This is a genomic window from Pyruvatibacter sp. (assembly GCF_040219635.1).
In the GTDB taxonomy this organism is placed as follows: domain Bacteria; phylum Pseudomonadota; class Alphaproteobacteria; order CGMCC-115125; family CGMCC-115125; genus Pyruvatibacter.
Genome location: NZ_JAVJSC010000009.1, coordinates 165875 through 182208, shown reverse-complemented (window position 1 = coordinate 182208; position 16334 = coordinate 165875). Strand labels below are relative to the sequence as shown.

The window sequence follows — 16334 nt, the reverse complement described above, 5'->3', positions numbered from 1 at the left end:
GCCTTCGTTAACCATTCGGGCGCACTGTCTTTCGCACAGACAAATGACAGGCTGCCATGACTGCGCTGATGCGTTGCGGGCGGCCCGAACCCGGTGCGCGAGGCGGCGATGACTTTACAGGACACAAAACTGCCCCATACGGCGGCAACCCGTGCGGTGCCGACCGGCAAAACAGGCGGCCCCGCAAGGGTGTGCGTTGTGGGGGGTGCGGGTTATGTCGGCTCGGTGTTGACGCGGATCTTGCTGGCGCGCGGCTACGGCGTGACGGTGCTTGATACGTTCCTCTATGACCATGCGTTTTCGGTTGAGTGCGTGTATGACGAGCCTGGCTACCGGCTGGTGACAGGCGACCTGCGTGATGCGTCCGTAGTTGCAGACGCCCTGAATGACGCCGACCATGTGGTGCTGCTGGCGTCACTCGTGGGTGACCCGATCTCGAAAAAATATCCGGAATTGACGCGCTCGGTAAATCTGGACGGCAGTCAGGCGCTGTATGATGCGCTGGATGCCTTCGGCATCGAGCGGTTTGTGTTCACGTCCACCTGCTCCAATTACGGCCTGCGCGAAGACAGTTCGTTGGCGGATGAAGGCTCCGAGCTCAACCCGCTTTCGCTATATGCCGAAACCAAGGTCGGGTTTGAACGCTACGTGCTGTCGCGGCTGCATCAGCAGCAGGTGACGCCGACGCTGCTGCGCATTGCAACCGCCTTTGGCATGAGCCCGCGGATGCGCTTTGACCTCACCGTCAACGAGTTTGGCCGCGCCATGGCGCTGGGCCAGCCGCTGGATGTGTATGACAAGGACACATGGCGGCCTTACGCCCATGTGCGCGACATTGCATCCGCCATCATCACCGTGCTTGAAGCGCCTGCCGCCAAGGTTGCCGGCGAAGTGTTCAATGTGGGGTCGGACGCCAACAACTACACCAAGGCGATGCTGGTGGAGGAGTTCGCCCGCCACGTGGATGCGCCGGTGCGCTTTGTCGAAAAAGGGTTTGATGCGCGCAACTACCGCGTATCGTTTTCCAAGATCCGCACCCAGCTTGGTTTTGAGGCGCAGCACTCTGTGGCTGCTTTCGTACCGCAGCTCATCGCTGCCGTGCGCGATGGGCTGTATGGCCGGGTTGAAAATATTGAAGGCTATTACGGCAACTACACGGTGCGTGATGGCGTGCCGGAAACGATTGCCATTACAGAGCAGCGCCGTGAGCCGGTTTCGGCCTAGGGAAAGGTTTGCACCATGAGCCAGGCGAGCGTTTCAGATCGTCTGAGGACTGACGAACCGTCTGATCTGCCTCAGCGCGTGCGTGAGGCAGTGCGCAGCGTACTTGGCGACGGCGCGGGCCCGTTTGCGCTGCATGAACCTGAAATCGGCGACCTTGAAGCACGGTATGTCAATGACTGCGTGGCGTCGGGATGGGTGTCAACAGTCGGCCCTTATGTGGATAAACTTGAAGCCGCGTTGGGCAAGACCTGCGGCGTAAGTCATGTGTTTGCCACGTCATCGGGCACGGCTGCTTTGCATCTGGCGCTTGAAGCACTGGGTGTGGGGGCAGGCGACGAGGTGATTGTGCCGTCATTGTCGTTTGTGGCAACGGCCAATGCCGTTTCCTACACAGGCGCTGTTCCCCATTTTGCAGACGTGGACGAATGGACGCTGGGCCTCGATCCGCGCGCGCTCAAGGTGCACATGGATGATGCCTGTGTGATGCAGGCGGGCGAATGCCGCACCAAGGCGACCGGGCGGCGCGTTGCGGCGATCATCGTCATGCATTCGTTTGGTCATCCTGCTGAAATGGATGCGATTGCCGAGGTGGCCGCACAGTGGAATGTGCCGCTGGTGGAAGATGCCGCCGAAGCGCTTGGCTCGTCTTACGGGGGGAAACCTGCGGGTAGCCTGTCGCGCGTTGCAGCACTTTCGTTCAACGGTAACAAGATTGCGACGGCCGGTGGCGGCGGCGCGGTACTTACCAATGACGCGGCGGTGGCCGCGCGTGTGCGGCATCTGGGCTCCACTGCAAAGCAGCCGCACAAGTGGGAGTATGTCCACGACGAAACCGGCTTCAACTACCGGATGCCAAGCCTCAATGCGGCGCTGCTGCTGGCGCAGGTGGAGCGGCTGCCTGACTTCATCAAGCGCAAACGGCAGCTGGCGGCGCGCTATGCGGCAACATTCTGTTCGGTGTCGGGGGCAGACTTCATGGGCCAGCCACCCGGCGCACGGTCCAACTATTGGCTCAACACCATCAGGCTTGCAGTGAAGGCACGCAAGGAGCGCGACGCGGTGCTGGAGGTGCTGATTGCTGACGGCATTCTGGCGCGTCCCGTATGGGAGCCGTTGCATCATCTGCCGATGTATCAAAAATGTCCGCAGGCTGACCTTCCGGTGACGGAGCGTCTGGCGGTGCAGCTCATCAACCTGCCCTCAAGCCCCAAGTTACAGGCAAAGGTGCATGGCTGATCGCGCCCGACATATTGCACTGGTAACAACCACGCGGGCGGACTGGGGCATCTTAAAGCCGCTGGCCTGCGCGCTGCGTGATGATGCGGGCATCCATCTGTCGATCATTGCAGGTGGTGCGCATCTGTCGGCGGCCCATGGCGCGACGGTGAGCGAAATAGAAACGGCCGGGTTTGAGGTTGCGTTTCGGGTGCCGATGCCACTGAACGATGATACGCCACGTGGGGCAGGCCATGCGCTGGGCACCGCGTGCGCTGGTTTTGCGGATGCGTTCGCCGAACTTGCGCCGGACATGGCTGTTGTATTGGGCGATCGGTTTGAGATTCTGGGGGCTGCAACGGCGGCGCTGATGGCGCGGGTGCCACTGGCGCATCTTCATGGCGGCGAAGCCAGCGAAGGCCAGATCGATGAACAGGTGCGCCACGCGGTCACCAAGATGGCGCATCTGCATTTTCCTGCTGCACAGGCCTATGCGGACCGGATCATCTCCATGGGGGAAGATCCGGCGCGGGTGTTTGCCGTTGGTTCGCTGGCGGTTGAAACCATCCGCAACGAGGCGGTTCTGGAGTGGGCACCGATCGCCCGCGAGCTTGGGATGGATCCCGCGCGCGGTGTGCTGGCGGTGACCTATCATCCGGTCACGCTGGCGGACGATCACGGCGTTGGGCCGGTGCTGGCGCTGGGTGAGGCGCTGGCGCTTTTCCCCGACATGCAACTGGTGATAACCGGCGTGAACGCAGACCCCGGCAGCAGCGCTGTTGCGCAGGGTATGCAGCGGCTGGCGAAGGCGCACGGGACAAATGCACGTGGGCGCGCGGTGCTGGTGCCGTCGCTTGGTCATGCGCGTTATCTGGCGCTGGTGAAGGCGGCAGCGGCCGTAGTTGGCAATTCATCCAGCGGTATCATCGAAGCGCCAGCGCTTGGCACGCCGACGGTCAATATCGGTCCGCGCCAGGATGGTCGGCTGCGGGCACCGTCGGTGATTGATTGCGCGCAGACGCCCAACGCCATTGCCGGCGCGCTGACGCAGGCCCTGTCGCCTGCCATGCAGGCGCACGCGGCGCGATGCGCTACGCCCTATGCGGGCGACAACACATGCGCGCAGATTGTTGATGCGCTCAAGAGCGTGCCGCTGGAAGGCCTTCTCATCAAGCGTATGCATGAGCGTAGTGTTGACGACATGCGCGCCAATGTAAGCGCAGTGGAGCTGGTGCGATGAGCGATCACGTGACAGTCATTGCCGAGGCCGGTGTCAATCACAACGGGTCACTCGACACGGCGCTTGCACTGGTCGCGGCGGCGGCGGATGCGGGTGCCGACATCGTCAAATTTCAAACCTTCAAGGCAGATGCTTTGGCGGCAGCTTCAGCGCCCAAGGCTGTCTATCAGGCGCGCGAAACCGGCTCGGCACAGTCGCAGCTTGAGATGTTGCGGGCGCTTGAGTTGCCTTACGCCCACCATCACGAACTTGCACGGGCCTGCGAAGCTGCGGACATAGAGTTTTTATCAACGGCGTTTGATGCTGAAAGTCTGGCTTTTCTTGTCGGCGAGATGGGCATTGCGCGCATCAAAATACCCTCCGGCGAATTGACGAATGCGCCGCTGGTGCTGGCCGCGGCGCGCAGTGGCCTGCCGGTGATTGTCTCCACGGGCATGGCAACGCTGGGCGATGTGGAGGCAGCACTAGGCGTGATTGCGTTTGGTATGATCGGCGGCAATGAAGCGCCGTCGCGCGCAGCGTTCGAGGCGGCGTATGCCAGCGAACAGGGCCGCGCAGCGCTTGCCGGCAATGTCACGGTTCTGCATTGCACGACGGATTACCCAACACCACCTGACGCGGTCAACATGCGCGCCATGGCGACCATGGGCCGCGCGTTCGGGGTCAGGACCGGCTATTCGGATCATACGGCGGGGCTTGCCGTTCCTGTGCTGGCGGTGGGCCTTGGCGCATCGCTGATTGAAAAGCACTTCACTCTTGATCGCTCAATGCCGGGACCGGATCACACAGCGTCGCTAGAGCCAGATGATCTGGCGCGGATGGTTGCGATGATACGCGAGGCGCAGGCAGCGCTTGGTTCGCCGGTGAAGGCACCGGGATCTGCCGAACGGGCGAACATTGTTGTTGCCCGCAAATCGCTTGTGGCAGCACAACCTATTGGCGCGGGTGATCTGTTCACGGAGCAAAATCTTGGCGTAAAGCGTCCCGGCGACGGACGCACACCAATGGACTTTTGGCGTGTGCTTGGCACATCCGCAACGCGGGCCTATGCCCCTGATGAGGCCGTGGAATGACGCAGACCGCACCTGCAGGCGCTGTGATGCGCGACACAATTCTGATTGGCGGCGGCGGGCACGCCCATGTGGTGGCCGATGTGCTGGCAGCCCTTGGCCGTCCCGTGCGCGGTTTCGTGGCGCCAAGTTGCAAAACCGTTCTGGACGGGGTTGCCTGGCTGGGCAGTGACGCGGTGCTGGACGAGCTTGCGCCAGGCACCGCCGACCTTGCATTGGGCATTGGCTCCACCGGTGACGTATCGCTGCGGCGCGCGCTGTTTGAAACGCTGAAGGGTCGCGGTCATGGCCTGCCGGCACTGGTGCATCCCACGGCCTCCGTGGCGCGCGGTGTGCGGCTTGGTGACGGGGCGCAGGTGATGCTCGGCGCTGCGGTTCAGGCGGGTGTCGTTGTGGGCGTCAACAGCATTATCAATACGGGTGCGGTGGTGGATCATGATTGCCGCATCGGCGACCATGCCCATGTGGCACCGGGCGCTGTGTTGTGTGGCAACGTCACGGTGGGTGACGCGTCGCATGTGGGCGCGGGCGCGCGGGTTATTCAGGGCTTGACTGTTGGCGCAGGTGCGCTGATCGCAGCGGGGGCTGTGGTGTTACATGACGTTGCGCCGGGCGCGCGCGTTGCAGGGGTTCCGGCACGGGAGATGGCACGATGACGCAAGCCAACTGGCGCGATGTGTGTCTGCCGCCGGATACACCGCTCGAAGGCGTGATCCGCCGGATCACCGAAACCGCAAAGCAGATAGCCCTGGTGGCGGATGCCGACGACAGGCTGCTGGGCACCATTACCGACGGTGACATTCGCCGCGGCATTCTGCGTGGGCTGGGGCTTGATGCACCGGCACGCGAGGTGATGAAGGAAAACCCGATCGTGGCCGGGCCGGACCTGAGCCGCGACACCTTGCTGCGCTACATGCGCGACGGGCGGGTGAAGCAGCTTCCCATCGTGGATGACACCGGGCGGCTGGTGGGCCTTGAATTGCTGGATGCCATGCTGAGCCGTCCGCAGTCTGACAACTGGGTGGTGATCATGGCAGGCGGCCTGGGCACGCGGCTTCGTCCGATCACGGAAGATATTCCAAAGCCGCTGGTGCCGGTGGGCGGTCGTCCGGTGCTGGAAACCATTATTGAACAACTGGCGGGCCAGGGCTTCACGCGGATTTTTCTGGCGGTGAATTATCTTGCCGAGCAGGTGCGGGCGCATTTTGGTGATGGTGCACGCTGGGGCGTGGAGATTGACTATCTGGAAGAAGAAACCCGGCTGGGCACAGCGGGGGCGCTGACACTGCTGCCGCAACGGCCGCCTGCGCCATTTCTGGTCATGAACGCGGATCTTGTGACCGACATAGACTTCAGGCGGCTGCTTGGTTTCCACGCCGATGAGACAGCGGATGCCACCATGTGTGTGCGCGAATACAAGTTTCAGGTGCCGTATGGCGTTGTGGAAACGCAGGGCAACCGGATTACGCAGCTTACGGAAAAACCGCAGCACAGCTATTTCGTGAACTCCGGCATTTATGCGCTTGAGCCGGATGTGCTGGATCTGGTGCCGACCGGGCACTTTTATGACATGACCACGCTGTTTGATGATCTCATGGCGCGGCAGGGCCACGGCGTGGTGTTTCCGGTACACGAATACTGGATCGACATTGGCCAGTTTGATGATCTGGAACGGGCGCGGACGGATTTTTCCGGCGTGTTTACCCCCAAGGGCAAGCGGGCGGTCTGATGCATCTGGCGACGGTTCTGGCGCGCGGCGGCTCCAAGGGCGTGCCGGGGAAAAACATTCGGTTGATCGCAGGCAAACCGCTGATTGCCCACACGGTTGAGCACGCGCTGGCAGCAGGCGTGTTTGATGCGGTGGCGGTATCCAGCGACAGTGCCGACATTCTGGCGGCCGGTAAAAAGGCGGGGGCAACGCATCTGGTGGAGCGGCCTGCCGAGATGGCGAGCGATGAAGCGGGCAAGCTGCCTGCGATCAGGCATTGCGTTGCGGCGATTGAACAAGAGCTTGGCTGCGTGTTCGAGACGATTACGGATTTACAACCGACGTCACCGACACGGCACCCTGACGATATTCGTGCGGCGGTGGCCATGCAGAAGCGACTTGGGGTTTCAAACGTAATTTCCGGGACACCGGCGAAGTCGTCGCCGTACTTCAATCTGGTGGAACTACAGGCCGATGGCTCTGTCGCGCTTTCGAAACCGCCTGCGGCAGACGTTGTGCGGCGACAGGATGCACCGCGTTGCTTTGACCTTAACGGGTCAATTTATGTGTGGCGGCGCGACGCGCTGATGGACGGCGACGGACTTTGGTTTGCCGATACACATCTGTATGAGATGCCCGCCGAGCGGTCCGTTGATATTGATACGGAACTTGACTTTGCCTTCGCCGATTTTGTGATGCGCCGTTAGGCCGTCATCGCAAAAGGTGCCGCCTGCGCGCGGGGTGGAAACACATTTGTGTCCAGGCGCGGTATCTGCAACAGGCCTTCAATGCCTGGAACCACGCTGTGCGGACTGGTGGTAAAGGCGGCAGTGCAGCATAGCGCTTCAAGGCAGGCCAGTGTCTCGTTGTTGTAGCCGCCATAGGGGTAGCAGAAGGTAAAGCCGTCGCTTGACGCACCTATGGCCTCAAAAAGACGCAGCGACTTGAAGATATCCGCCCGCTGATCTGCCGCGCTCATGCGGTTGAGCCACACATGGTTGTTGCCGTGGCTGCCGATCATATGACCGGCCTCGTGCATTTCACGTAGCTGGGCGGCGTTGCAGTACAGATCGTCGGCAAAGGTGTGCGCGTCGGTACTTATTGTTGCGCTGAACAGATCATCGGTGAGTGTGGCCCTCAGGTCGTCAGGTAAAGCGTGCTGCAACATGCGCTTCACGTAAATGACGTCTGCTGTGTCGTAGCCAAAATCCTTGTGGTGTTCGGCGCGATACATGTCAGGCGCTGCAAGACCGGGGTGGGCGCGCACGGCATCGTCAATGAGTGCGCCGAGTGCTGCCGGGTCGGCTCCGCCGGCCAGAATGAAATGGATCTTGTTGACGTCCAGCATCTGCCGGTCGAGGGCTGCACACGAAGGCGGAAAGAAGATGCCCTTGTGGCCCCGCGCTTCAAGTTCAGGAAACACATGGTGATAGTGGTCCGCATAGCCGTCATCGAAGGTCAGAACACAAGCCGGGCGTGACTGCGGGCGGGTGCCGCGGATCGCGGTAATCGCATCTCCGGGACGCAATATCTCGTAGGTGGCTTCGAGGTAGTCCAGTTGCGTGCCAAAGTCGGTTACTTCAAGTCCCTTAATACCCGGCCACCGGCTGCCCGCGATGGGGCGCACGAAGTGATACATGATGACATCAAGTTGGGGTGAGGGTGTTTTGGCCATGGGTCAGCGCTTTTGCAGGGTGAGGTGCCAGCGGCTGTGGACATGGCCGGTTTGGGTGTCGGTGCGGTCAACGCGGATGCGGTCCAGCACAGCGAAGTGGTGTGACACCAGCTCATCGATTTTCTGCGACGTGAAAAAGGATTGCAGCGTGTCTTTTTCGTGGTGGGTTTCAATCACTTCCTCGTGGTCACCGCCGCCAATCAGGTCGCAGTAAAACAGCCCCTGGGGGCGCAGCACACGGGCGACCTCGCCAATGCCCTCGCGGGCGATGGCGAAGGGCATGGAGTCAAGCACGCCGTGGCTGACGGCAAAGCCGAAGAACCCGTCGTCAAAGGGAAGCGCGCGAATATCAGCCTGATGGGCGCGCTGGTCAGCGTCGCTCACACCGCGTGACCGCAACCAGTCGCGGGCGGTTTGGACGGCGGTTTGGGACAGGTCAAAGCCGTAGGGCGTAAAGCCGAAATCCAGCGCCATCGCCATGTGGCGGCCAATGCCACAGCCCACATCAAGCATCCGCATACCCTGGGCGTCCGGCTGCTTGTCGTCGAAACTGTCAAAGCCCGTGCGCTTGCGCAGGTGTTTTGAGATGAAACGCACCATTTCCTCGTCGGGGTAGAAAACAAAGTTCTGTTTGTTTTCGTAAGACTGCTCCCAGGCGGGGCGGCGGCTCTCATCTGCTGGCGGGGACAGTGTCATGGCGAATGCTGCTTTCAGGCGGTGAGCGCTGCGGGCGCAGATGCGCTGTGGTGAGATGAAACGGTGTTTGGCCGGTCCTGATCGGCGTCAGCCTTGAACAGACGGACAGGTGCGTTTGGCACGCTGGTTTTTACGGCGAAGCGAATGTCGGTATTTGCCGCATCAAACGGCTCAAAGTAGTTTGGCACCGTCAGGGGGCCATCCGCTGGAACAGGCTGCCATTCAGTAGCATTGAACGCCGATGCGGGGATGCCGTGGACGTAGATGTCAGCGTATTCCGCACCTGTCCGGGTGATCAGGTCTTGCAGCGCATTGCCGGTTGGTGCCAAGGCGGCGTCGGGGCCAAACCAGTCCACGACTCGCAACGCGGTTGCGCCTTTTGCTGTGCATAGACGGGTGACGGCCAGCGCGTGCATAGCGTCATCGGTGCTGATGCCGTACACGGTGTACTCATAGGTCGGGTGGTGCAGATACCGCGCGGCAATGTAGGCGGCGGTCTTTTTGGGTATGGCTGATGCGGCGAGCAGCTTTGTTGCCTGCGGCGTACACAGGTCAGTGTGCGTCAGCGGGCGGGCCACGGCGTTGGCTGGCCGGGCGGTAGCGCTTTTTGCCCGTGCGGCACCGCGCAGCAAATGCTGCTCACGCAGAAATGGATTGATAATCACATATCTGTCGAGCGTGCCGGTGGTGTAGCCAAGCGCCTTGTAAACGGGGGCCACGGCGGCGTTGTTGCCAACTGTGCCGATAAGGGTGTGCGGTTCGTTTTGCTGGAGGAAGCGCACGAGACGCATACCAAGGCCACCGGCCTTGATGGCGGGGTTCACCATCCATGTTGTGAGCCATACGGCATTTGAATCGGTGATGTCTTCGGCATACTGGCGTGTGGTGATAAAGCCCAAAATGGCGTCGGGTTCCGGTTCGCCGGGCCTTTGGGCAACAACAAAGCTGTAGCGATTGTTGGCCGGGTCGGCGTGTTGCCAGTCCATCAATGTGTGGTCGTGGGCCAGCACATGACCTTTGGCCCAGTGCGTATCCAGAAAATGCTGTACCCGGACAATATCACCTGCGGTGCAGAAGCGTATGTCGGGTGGTGTTGTGGCGGGCGTGTTCATTTGGCCGCCTCAATCAGTTCAAACAGGCCGTATTGGCGGCTGAACAGCCAGGCTATGGGGCGTTCGTCGAAGGCTGTGGCGGGCACGGGTCTGGCCAGCCGGTGAAACCCGTGGGCGCGGGCCGCTGTTATGGCGGCTTCGATCTGTGGCACTTCGATGGCAACGTGCACCAGCTTCTGGCCCTTTGCCAGACTGTCGGTCACGGGTGACGTGTCACTGGCGGGCTCAATGAGTTCTATGCATTGCCCGGCGATATCCACGAACGCGACTTTCACCTGCTGGGTTTCGTCATGGGTAATGGCGGCATCGGGGACCAGTGCCGCAATGCTTTGCACGGCCAGGCCCACATGGTGGGCGCGGGCACCGGGGCCAAAAAAGTTGAGCGGCGTCGTCATGCGGCCACCTGTGTATCAAGCGTGATGCTGGCAGGTGCAGGGTAGGGGGTGCTGAGGCTCCACGAGAAAACATCGGGTGCGTCGCGGTCAAAGCCGCTGGCGGCCCAGAACTCCTGACACGGACGATTGCGTTCGGTTGGGGTGAGGTGAGCGGTGAGCGTCTCAGCGCCGGCGCAGGCGGCCCATTGTGCTGCCAGATGCACCATGGCTTGCTCAACGCCGCGCCCCATGACACGGCAACTCAGCAGAAAGTCTGTGATGGTTGCCTTGCTGCCCTCACAGGCAATGCCAACAATGCCTGTCAGGCCATAGTCGCCAAACTTATCGCTCACGCGCACTGTCAGCACGTGATGCCCTGCCTTGGCTGACCATGCCAGCAGGTCGTCGGCGGTCATGCGGCGGGTGGCCATGTTCATCTGGTTGGTCTTGTTGAAAAGCTGTGCGGCGCGGGTGATGTTTGCCGCGTTCAAGGGCGTTGCTTCAATGTGGACGCCAAGCTGGTCCAGCCATTCGTCCTGCGACATGCCCGGTGTTGCGGCGGCGGTGCGTTGGCGCTCGGCGGCGTAAAGCTCTGATCGCACGCGGTCTTCATTGGTCACGGCAACCGTATCGAAGCAGGGCAGTGCATCCAAAGTACCGGCGGCGAGGGTTGGGTCGGTTGGCCAGTCGGGCACCAGAATGCCGGGCAGGGCCTGCGCCACGCGGGCGCGCTCGGCGGGGTTGTCGTCAATGAATATGGCTGCGTCTGCACCCAGTTTCAGCTCGCGAAGCAGTTCTGCGATATTGGTTGCCTTGTCGGTCCAGTTGATGCGCCACCCGGCAAAATCACCTGGCCGTAAAACCATGTCCGGGTGATGGGTGAGGGCGTCGAGAGCCACGGCCTCGTCGTTCTTGGAGGCAATGGCGAGCACAATGCCGCGGCGGGTGAGCGCCTTGAGGCGCTGTTGGAAAGCCAGAAAGGCTTCGCCCTTGAGGCTATGGCCGCCAAGAGCAATGCCGCCCCAACCTGTTTCGCCCACAACGCCGCCCCACAGGGTGTCGTCGAGATCAAGGATGATGAGTTTGCGGCTGCGGCCTGCAAGCGCGTCCATCGCGGCATACACATCGGTGGCCGCATGGTGAAATACTTTTGCGGCGTAGGGCACTTTTGCAGCGGCCCACATTTTGGGGCTCCATGCGGCGTCGCCACCAGAAGCCGAAAGCCAGCGCTCCGTATCGAGAATAAAAGTGTTGGGGATGTCGGCAAGGCACTGCGCAAGTCGCAGGTTCATGGTGGCGAGCAAATGGTGCAGGCCGGTGTGCGGTTTGAAATCCAGCGGCCCGAGGCCGCGCGCGGCACGGGGTGTTGCCCAGCTTGCCACAAACACCGCGCGGTGCGTGCGGGCGGCTGAAGCGATGAGGCCGGCAAACGCATCTACCTCGTCCAATACCTGTTGGGCGTCATAGGGCGCGAATGTTTGTGCCTGTGCGAAGGATGCAACGGCACCGTGGGGCTGGGTCCACACGATCAGTGTATCGGTTTGCGCGGGTGCGTTGTTGCCAACTGTTCTCAGCGCTTCGTGAGGTCGGCCGAAGGGGGTTGTTTTTGCCTCAACCGATGGTCGCGCTGCCATCAGGGTACGGACGAATGTATCGGCGTTAAAATCCGATATCAGCGTGATGGTCGCCGGGTGGGTTGGCGTATCAGTCATGACGTTTGCGCAACCTGTTTGGTGGTGCGCCCATCGCTTGGGGCTAGGCGGCGGATGCCACATAGGCCGCCAGGGTCGCGGGCGTGCTGTAGGGGCCGTCTGGTTCGCCGAGCAGATCCTCGTCCAGAAGCTGCAGGGCTTCTCCGCGCTGGCGGGCGATCACTTCTTCCAGCGCAACAATGAGGTTGATGAGGGCGAGGCTGTCCAGCGGGGACTGGTCGCCGGTGAGGGCGGTTGCCGGCGTCTTGGTCACATGCTGATGCGCGGGCAACTGCATGTTGACCTCGTCAATCGCTTCAAACACGGATGCAAGGGCGTCTTCGACCGACAGCATGGGCTGGCTCCACTGCGAAATATCGAGGAGAATCCTAGGCCCTATTGGTTAATCAGATGTTGATGATGCAGCCGCCCGGCGCGGCTGAGCAGGGCTATTCGGCGGCGGATTTTTCGCTGGCTGCTTTTTCCGCGTCGAACTTTTCATATTCATGCGCAATCGAGCGTTCGATAAGCAGCCGCCAGACGGGTTCTGCCACTTCGGCGGCGAGGCCCTTGATTTTGGCCTCAGCCAGCACCTTGCTCACCACGTCTTCAATCCGGTCGGTATCGCGCACGGTGTCGCGGTTTTGTTTTACGCGGGCCGCTTCCTCGATGTAACGCAGGCGCTCCGCCATCAGATGCACCAGCTCTCGGTCCAGCCGGTCAATTTCGCGGCGGACATCAGCCATTGTTTCGCAATGTTTGGCTTTAGGCTTCTGGGCTGGCTTGGGGGCTGGCGTGTTGGTCATGGACTGCAAACAACTCGGTTGAACAGGGTCTGTCGGTTATATGGCGTCTTGCGGGCTGCGTCGAAAGGGTTTCGTACGCGACAAAGTGACGGGGTGCGAGGGGCGGGGTGTTGAAACTGATAGGAGCACCCCATATACATATTTATTACGGTAAATATTTTTATTCACATAAAGTGACGTGAAAAAGGTATTTGCCTCGTTCCGCGCTTTGACCCGGCCCACCTGTATGGGTTATGTGCAGCGCCACATATATTCGGTTTGAGTGCGGATATATCCGCTTATATCCGCCTGCTTATGCCGTCCCTGATCGCTATGAAGGATCGAAGTGCTCATGTCTGAGGCAGCCGTCAAGGTGAACCCGAACGCGCCCACCGAGGAGGAGGTTCTCTCGGTCCATCATTATACAGACCGGCTGTTCAAGTTCCGCATCACCCGCCCACCGACTTTCCGGTTCCGCTCCGGCGAATTCGTGATGATCGGTCTGCCCGGTCCCAAGGGAAAGCCCATTTTGCGGGCATATTCGGTCGCAAGCCCGTCCTGGGACGATACGCTTGAGTTCTTTTCCATCAAGGTGCCGGATGGTCCGCTGACCTCGATGTTGTGCAACATCAAGCCGGGCGACAAGGTGCTGCTGGGCAAAAAACCCACCGGAACGCTGGTGCACGATGCTCTGCTGCCCGGCAAGCGGCTCTACATGTTTTCCACCGGCACCGGCATCGCGCCGTTCGCCTCCATCATGCGCGATCCTGAAACCTATGAGCGGTTTGAGCAGGTCATTCTCACGCATACCTGCCGCGAAGTCAGCGAGTTGCAATACGGGTTTGAGCTGGCGGACGGTCTGAAAGACGATCCGCTGGTGGGCGATGTGGCTCCGCAAAAGTTTGTGCATTACACAAGCTGCACCCGCGAGGAATATCTGTCTCGCGGTCGGATCACTGACCTTATCACCAGTGGCAAACTTTTTGACGATCTGGGCGTGCCGCCGCTGAACCCTGAAAATGACCGGGTAATGATCTGCGGATCCATGGATATGATTAAAGACACCAAGGAACTGTGCGAAAAAGCGGGGCTGGTCGAAGGTTCCAACGCCAAGCCTGATACCTTCGTGGTTGAACGCGCCTTTGTGGGCTAGGCCCTGATTTTATGTGAGGGCCGACGCTGATGGCCGCGACGGTGCTGTGTGCCAGCGACATGCCGCAAGCCGATGTGCTGACACTTGGCGCACGCCACACCGGGCTGCGTGGTGCTCACGCGGCGGACCGTATGCTGTTTTTGCAGTCGGATGCCTCGGGCACTCAGCCGTTTCCCCAATCAGACCTGGCGCGTGATCTTGGTGCGCTGGCCCATACGGTTGAAGCTGCCGCCGGCACGCGGTCACGGCTTGCCCCGGCGCTTGATGCTGCCCTGCTGGATGAAGCGTTGCTGCTGCATTGCCGGGATGCGATGCCCAAATGCCTGGGCCTGGCACAGAGCCACGCAATTGCGTTTGTTCTTGGCCAGGGGCAGGCATTTCCGGCAAATCTGGATGCCCCTGACGGCATGGTGTTTGAGCTTTTGCGATCACTCGATGCACCGATTTCCCTTAAGGGTGACGTGGGCGGCGTGGCTGTTGTGACGGCGGATAACTGGTCTGCGTCCGCGGAGGCTGTGGGTGTTGTGGCGCGGTCGGCGGCGCTGGCGCAGTTGTGTGCGTCGGCCATAGAAAAATCCATCACGCGGCCTGCCGGTGAATTGTCGCCTGAGGTGGTGTGGGATGTCCTGGGTGCCGGAGCGCGGGTGGCTTCAGCTCTGCGCGCGGCGGGGCACCTGCGTGGCGCTGTGCTTACATTTCGGGGGCGCGGACGCGTCATTGGACCGCTGGAGGGTGACCGGCTGCTGAGGTTTGGTGTTTCCAACTGGCGCTAGCTATTTGCGGCAGATGTGTTTTCGGCGCAGGTTAATGCAACTAGACTTCAGCATTGCGCTTTCCCAGCACCTTCCCAGCACCTTTTCCGGAGACGACCTGATGGGCCTGTACGAAAAATATGTTCTGCCGCGTTTTCTGGATACAGCATGCGGCGCCAAGCCCATTACCTATCAGCGCCGGAAAGTTGTGCCGCTGGCCGAAGGCCGCGTGCTTGAAATAGGCATGGGCACCGGCTTGAACCTGCCATATTACGACAAAGCCAAGGTAGAGATGATCTTTGGTCTTGAGCCTGCCCAAGAGATGCGCAAACGCGCGGAACCCAAGGTGGCCGAATATGGCATTCCCGTTGAGTTCATTGACCTGCCGGGCGAGGAGATACCGCTTGATGACAAGTCAATCGATACGGTTCTGCTGACCTACACCCTGTGCACCATTCCCGATGGTATCAAGGCGTTGAAGGGCATGGCGCGGGTGCTCAAGCCCGGCGGCAAGCTGATTTTTTGCGAGCACGGCAAAGCTCCTGATGCCAATGTTGCCAAATGGCAGAACCGCATCAACCCGATCTGGAAAAAGATTGCCGGCGGCTGCAATGTCAACCGGCCGATCCCCGACATGCTGGCTGAAGGCGGCTTCAGGATTGAAGGCATGGAGACCATGTACCTGCCATCAACACCGAAGTTCGCAGGCTTCAATTACTGGGGTCAGGCGGTGCAGGGCTGACGCGGGGCAGATTGCTTCCCTCGTGCTTTCAGCTTTTCCGCCCGTCCAGCCGCCACGGCGGAAAACGGCGGTTGCTGCTTTTTTGCAGGAAACACAGCGGGTTGCCGTCGGGGTCACTTAGCAATGCCTCGCGCCACAGCCAGCTTTGGTCCGTTGGTTGCTGGGTAAACACAACACCGCGTGCTTCTGCATCACGCACAGCCTTGTCCACATCATCAAACTCGAAATAGATGCGCGTGCCTGAGGAAAGCATTTTGTCTGCGAGGTGGATTGAGTATGTCTCGCCGCCCGGCAGTTCAAACCGGGCGTAGTGGTCATCCCTTACGATGAGCGCCATGCCAAGTTTTTGATAGAACTCTATGGCGCGCGGGATATCAGTCACGCTGACTGTGACCTGGTTCAGTCTCATGCTGATGCTACCAGTAGCTTGTCATGATTTGCGCGGCCCAATCGGGTTCGCGGACATCGCCTCGGGGCAAGAAGCCTTTCATTACCGGCTTAAGGTCCAGCACAGGCGTGCCGTCGATGGCGTCCAACCCGGTCAGATGAAGTGTCCGGCCGTCAACACGCTCAATGCGGGCAATGGTGGCGCCAATGCGGTTGGGCCTGCCCTTGCCGCGTTGGGCGAAGATGCCGACGCGCGGCCACTGTGTATTGCCGCGCGGGTGGCGGGCTTTGCTCTCAACCTCGGTGTCGGGCACCTGATGAAACAGGTAGATGACTTCAACGTGACTGAAGGCGTCGATACCCATCAGGGCTTCAGCGTCAAAGCGCTCGTCGAGCACGATAGAAGCGGCGACCGAATCCCACTCGTCATCAATCGGTTCCGTGCGTCCAGTGATTACGTGGCCGATTGCAGTTACGTGAAAAGTATCAGGCACGGGTTCCCTCCTGTTG

Annotated in this window: 19 protein-coding genes; 10 read left to right on the top strand and 9 right to left on the bottom strand. The window is 60.8% G+C overall.

What is annotated here, in order from left to right; translation table 11 throughout:
- Positions 1-108: 108 nt before the first annotated feature.
- Genes RIB87_RS13120 through RIB87_RS13090 form a run of 7 tightly spaced genes read left to right on the top strand, consistent with a single transcriptional unit; the run spans position 109 to position 7164 of the window.
- On the top strand, positions 109-1224 hold the full coding sequence (locus RIB87_RS13120; RefSeq protein ID WP_350147390.1) for an NAD-dependent epimerase/dehydratase family protein: 1116 nt from the start codon (positions 109-111) through the stop codon (positions 1222-1224).
- A gap of 15 nt (positions 1225-1239) precedes the next feature.
- Complete coding sequence (locus tag RIB87_RS13115; RefSeq protein ID WP_350147388.1) at positions 1240-2460, top strand: LegC family aminotransferase; 1221 nt, start codon at positions 1240-1242, stop codon at positions 2458-2460.
- On the top strand, positions 2453-3679 hold the full coding sequence (neuC, locus tag RIB87_RS13110; protein ID WP_350147385.1) for a UDP-N-acetylglucosamine 2-epimerase: 1227 nt from the start codon (positions 2453-2455) through the stop codon (positions 3677-3679). The genes RIB87_RS13115 and neuC overlap by 8 nt, the downstream gene beginning before the upstream one ends.
- Complete coding sequence (gene neuB, locus RIB87_RS13105) at positions 3676-4752, top strand: N-acetylneuraminate synthase (RefSeq protein WP_350147383.1); 1077 nt, start codon at positions 3676-3678, stop codon at positions 4750-4752. Before neuC ends, neuB begins: the two co-directional genes overlap by 4 nt.
- Complete coding sequence (locus RIB87_RS13100) at positions 4749-5405, top strand: NeuD/PglB/VioB family sugar acetyltransferase (RefSeq protein WP_350147381.1); 657 nt, start codon at positions 4749-4751, stop codon at positions 5403-5405. Before neuB ends, RIB87_RS13100 begins: the two co-directional genes overlap by 4 nt.
- Positions 5402-6478 (top strand): nucleotidyltransferase family protein, encoded by a 1077-nt coding sequence (locus tag RIB87_RS13095; protein WP_350147379.1) that lies wholly within the window; start codon positions 5402-5404, stop codon positions 6476-6478. Before RIB87_RS13100 ends, RIB87_RS13095 begins: the two co-directional genes overlap by 4 nt.
- Entirely contained in the window at positions 6478-7164 is a 687-nt protein-coding gene (locus tag RIB87_RS13090) for an acylneuraminate cytidylyltransferase family protein (protein WP_350147377.1), read from the top strand. Before RIB87_RS13095 ends, RIB87_RS13090 begins: the two co-directional genes overlap by 1 nt.
- Here the strand turns inward: RIB87_RS13090 and RIB87_RS13085 are convergent.
- The 7 genes from RIB87_RS13085 to RIB87_RS13055 all read right to left on the bottom strand — a co-directional run bounded on the left by RIB87_RS13085 (position 7161) and on the right by RIB87_RS13055 (position 12811).
- Positions 7161-8132, bottom strand: coding sequence for a polysaccharide deacetylase family protein (locus RIB87_RS13085; RefSeq protein WP_350147375.1), 972 nt, complete (start codon positions 8130-8132; stop codon positions 7161-7163). The two genes, RIB87_RS13090 and RIB87_RS13085, sit on opposite strands and share 4 nt — an antisense overlap.
- Positions 8133-8135: 3 nt before the next feature.
- On the bottom strand, positions 8136-8828 hold the full coding sequence (locus tag RIB87_RS13080; RefSeq protein ID WP_350147373.1) for a class I SAM-dependent methyltransferase: 693 nt from the start codon (positions 8826-8828) through the stop codon (positions 8136-8138).
- 14 nt (positions 8829-8842) lie between these two features.
- Positions 8843-9940, bottom strand: a complete 1098-nt coding sequence (locus tag RIB87_RS13075) for a hypothetical protein (RefSeq protein ID WP_350147370.1) — start codon at positions 9938-9940, stop codon at positions 8843-8845.
- Positions 9937-10335 (bottom strand): VOC family protein, encoded by a 399-nt coding sequence (locus tag RIB87_RS13070; protein ID WP_350147368.1) that lies wholly within the window; start codon positions 10333-10335, stop codon positions 9937-9939. Before RIB87_RS13070 ends, RIB87_RS13075 begins: the two co-directional genes overlap by 4 nt.
- Complete coding sequence (locus tag RIB87_RS13065) at positions 10332-12026, bottom strand: HAD-IIIC family phosphatase (protein ID WP_350147366.1); 1695 nt, start codon at positions 12024-12026, stop codon at positions 10332-10334. The genes RIB87_RS13070 and RIB87_RS13065 overlap by 4 nt, the downstream gene beginning before the upstream one ends.
- Before the next feature lie 43 nt (positions 12027-12069).
- Entirely contained in the window at positions 12070-12360 is a 291-nt protein-coding gene (locus RIB87_RS13060) for a hypothetical protein (RefSeq protein ID WP_350147364.1), read from the bottom strand.
- 94 nt (positions 12361-12454) lie between these two features.
- The gene (locus RIB87_RS13055) at positions 12455-12811 is read right to left on the bottom strand and encodes a chorismate mutase (RefSeq protein ID WP_350147362.1); all 357 of its coding nucleotides are present in this window, start codon (positions 12809-12811) and stop codon (positions 12455-12457) included.
- A 331-nt stretch (positions 12812-13142) separates the two neighbouring features.
- Here RIB87_RS13055 and RIB87_RS13050 point away from each other — a divergent pair, with 331 nt between their 5' ends.
- The 3 genes from RIB87_RS13050 (at position 13143) to RIB87_RS13040 (ending at position 15437) form a co-directional block, all read left to right on the top strand.
- On the top strand, positions 13143-13943 hold the full coding sequence (locus RIB87_RS13050) for a ferredoxin--NADP reductase (protein WP_350147360.1): 801 nt from the start codon (positions 13143-13145) through the stop codon (positions 13941-13943).
- Between the two features lie 29 nt (positions 13944-13972).
- Positions 13973-14716 (top strand): hypothetical protein, encoded by a 744-nt coding sequence (locus RIB87_RS13045; RefSeq protein ID WP_350147358.1) that lies wholly within the window; start codon positions 13973-13975, stop codon positions 14714-14716.
- 100 nt (positions 14717-14816) lie between these two features.
- On the top strand, positions 14817-15437 hold the full coding sequence (locus RIB87_RS13040; RefSeq protein WP_350147356.1) for a class I SAM-dependent methyltransferase: 621 nt from the start codon (positions 14817-14819) through the stop codon (positions 15435-15437).
- A 28-nt stretch (positions 15438-15465) separates the two neighbouring features.
- Here RIB87_RS13040 and RIB87_RS13035 read toward each other — a convergent pair whose 3' ends face one another.
- On the bottom strand, positions 15466-15846 hold the full coding sequence (locus tag RIB87_RS13035) for a VOC family protein (RefSeq protein ID WP_350147354.1): 381 nt from the start codon (positions 15844-15846) through the stop codon (positions 15466-15468).
- Positions 15847-15853: 7 nt separating this feature from the next.
- Positions 15854-16318, bottom strand: a complete 465-nt coding sequence (locus RIB87_RS13030) for an SAM-dependent methyltransferase (RefSeq protein ID WP_350147351.1) — start codon at positions 16316-16318, stop codon at positions 15854-15856.
- Between the last annotated feature and the right edge of the window lie 16 nt (positions 16319-16334).

Coding starts and splice junctions, on each gene's coding strand:
- RIB87_RS13120 (WP_350147390.1), top strand. CDS start 109: ATGACTTTACAGGACACAAAACTGCCCCATACGGCGGCAACCCGTGCG.
- RIB87_RS13115 (WP_350147388.1), top strand. CDS start 1,240: ATGAGCCAGGCGAGCGTTTCAGATCGTCTGAGGACTGACGAACCGTCT.
- neuC (WP_350147385.1), top strand. CDS start 2,453: ATGGCTGATCGCGCCCGACATATTGCACTGGTAACAACCACGCGGGCG.
- neuB (WP_350147383.1), top strand. CDS start 3,676: ATGAGCGATCACGTGACAGTCATTGCCGAGGCCGGTGTCAATCACAAC.
- RIB87_RS13100 (WP_350147381.1), top strand. CDS start 4,749: ATGACGCAGACCGCACCTGCAGGCGCTGTGATGCGCGACACAATTCTG.
- RIB87_RS13095 (WP_350147379.1), top strand. CDS start 5,402: ATGACGCAAGCCAACTGGCGCGATGTGTGTCTGCCGCCGGATACACCG.
- RIB87_RS13090 (WP_350147377.1), top strand. CDS start 6,478: ATGCATCTGGCGACGGTTCTGGCGCGCGGCGGCTCCAAGGGCGTGCCG.
- RIB87_RS13085 (WP_350147375.1), bottom strand. CDS start 8,132: ATGGCCAAAACACCCTCACCCCAACTTGATGTCATCATGTATCACTTC.
- RIB87_RS13080 (WP_350147373.1), bottom strand. CDS start 8,828: ATGACACTGTCCCCGCCAGCAGATGAGAGCCGCCGCCCCGCCTGGGAG.
- RIB87_RS13075 (WP_350147370.1), bottom strand. CDS start 9,940: ATGAACACGCCCGCCACAACACCACCCGACATACGCTTCTGCACCGCA.
- RIB87_RS13070 (WP_350147368.1), bottom strand. CDS start 10,335: ATGACGACGCCGCTCAACTTTTTTGGCCCCGGTGCCCGCGCCCACCAT.
- RIB87_RS13065 (WP_350147366.1), bottom strand. CDS start 12,026: ATGACTGATACGCCAACCCACCCGGCGACCATCACGCTGATATCGGAT.
- RIB87_RS13060 (WP_350147364.1), bottom strand. CDS start 12,360: ATGCTGTCGGTCGAAGACGCCCTTGCATCCGTGTTTGAAGCGATTGAC.
- RIB87_RS13055 (WP_350147362.1), bottom strand. CDS start 12,811: ATGACCAACACGCCAGCCCCCAAGCCAGCCCAGAAGCCTAAAGCCAAA.
- RIB87_RS13050 (WP_350147360.1), top strand. CDS start 13,143: ATGTCTGAGGCAGCCGTCAAGGTGAACCCGAACGCGCCCACCGAGGAG.
- RIB87_RS13045 (WP_350147358.1), top strand. CDS start 13,973: ATGGCCGCGACGGTGCTGTGTGCCAGCGACATGCCGCAAGCCGATGTG.
- RIB87_RS13040 (WP_350147356.1), top strand. CDS start 14,817: ATGGGCCTGTACGAAAAATATGTTCTGCCGCGTTTTCTGGATACAGCA.
- RIB87_RS13035 (WP_350147354.1), bottom strand. CDS start 15,846: ATGAGACTGAACCAGGTCACAGTCAGCGTGACTGATATCCCGCGCGCC.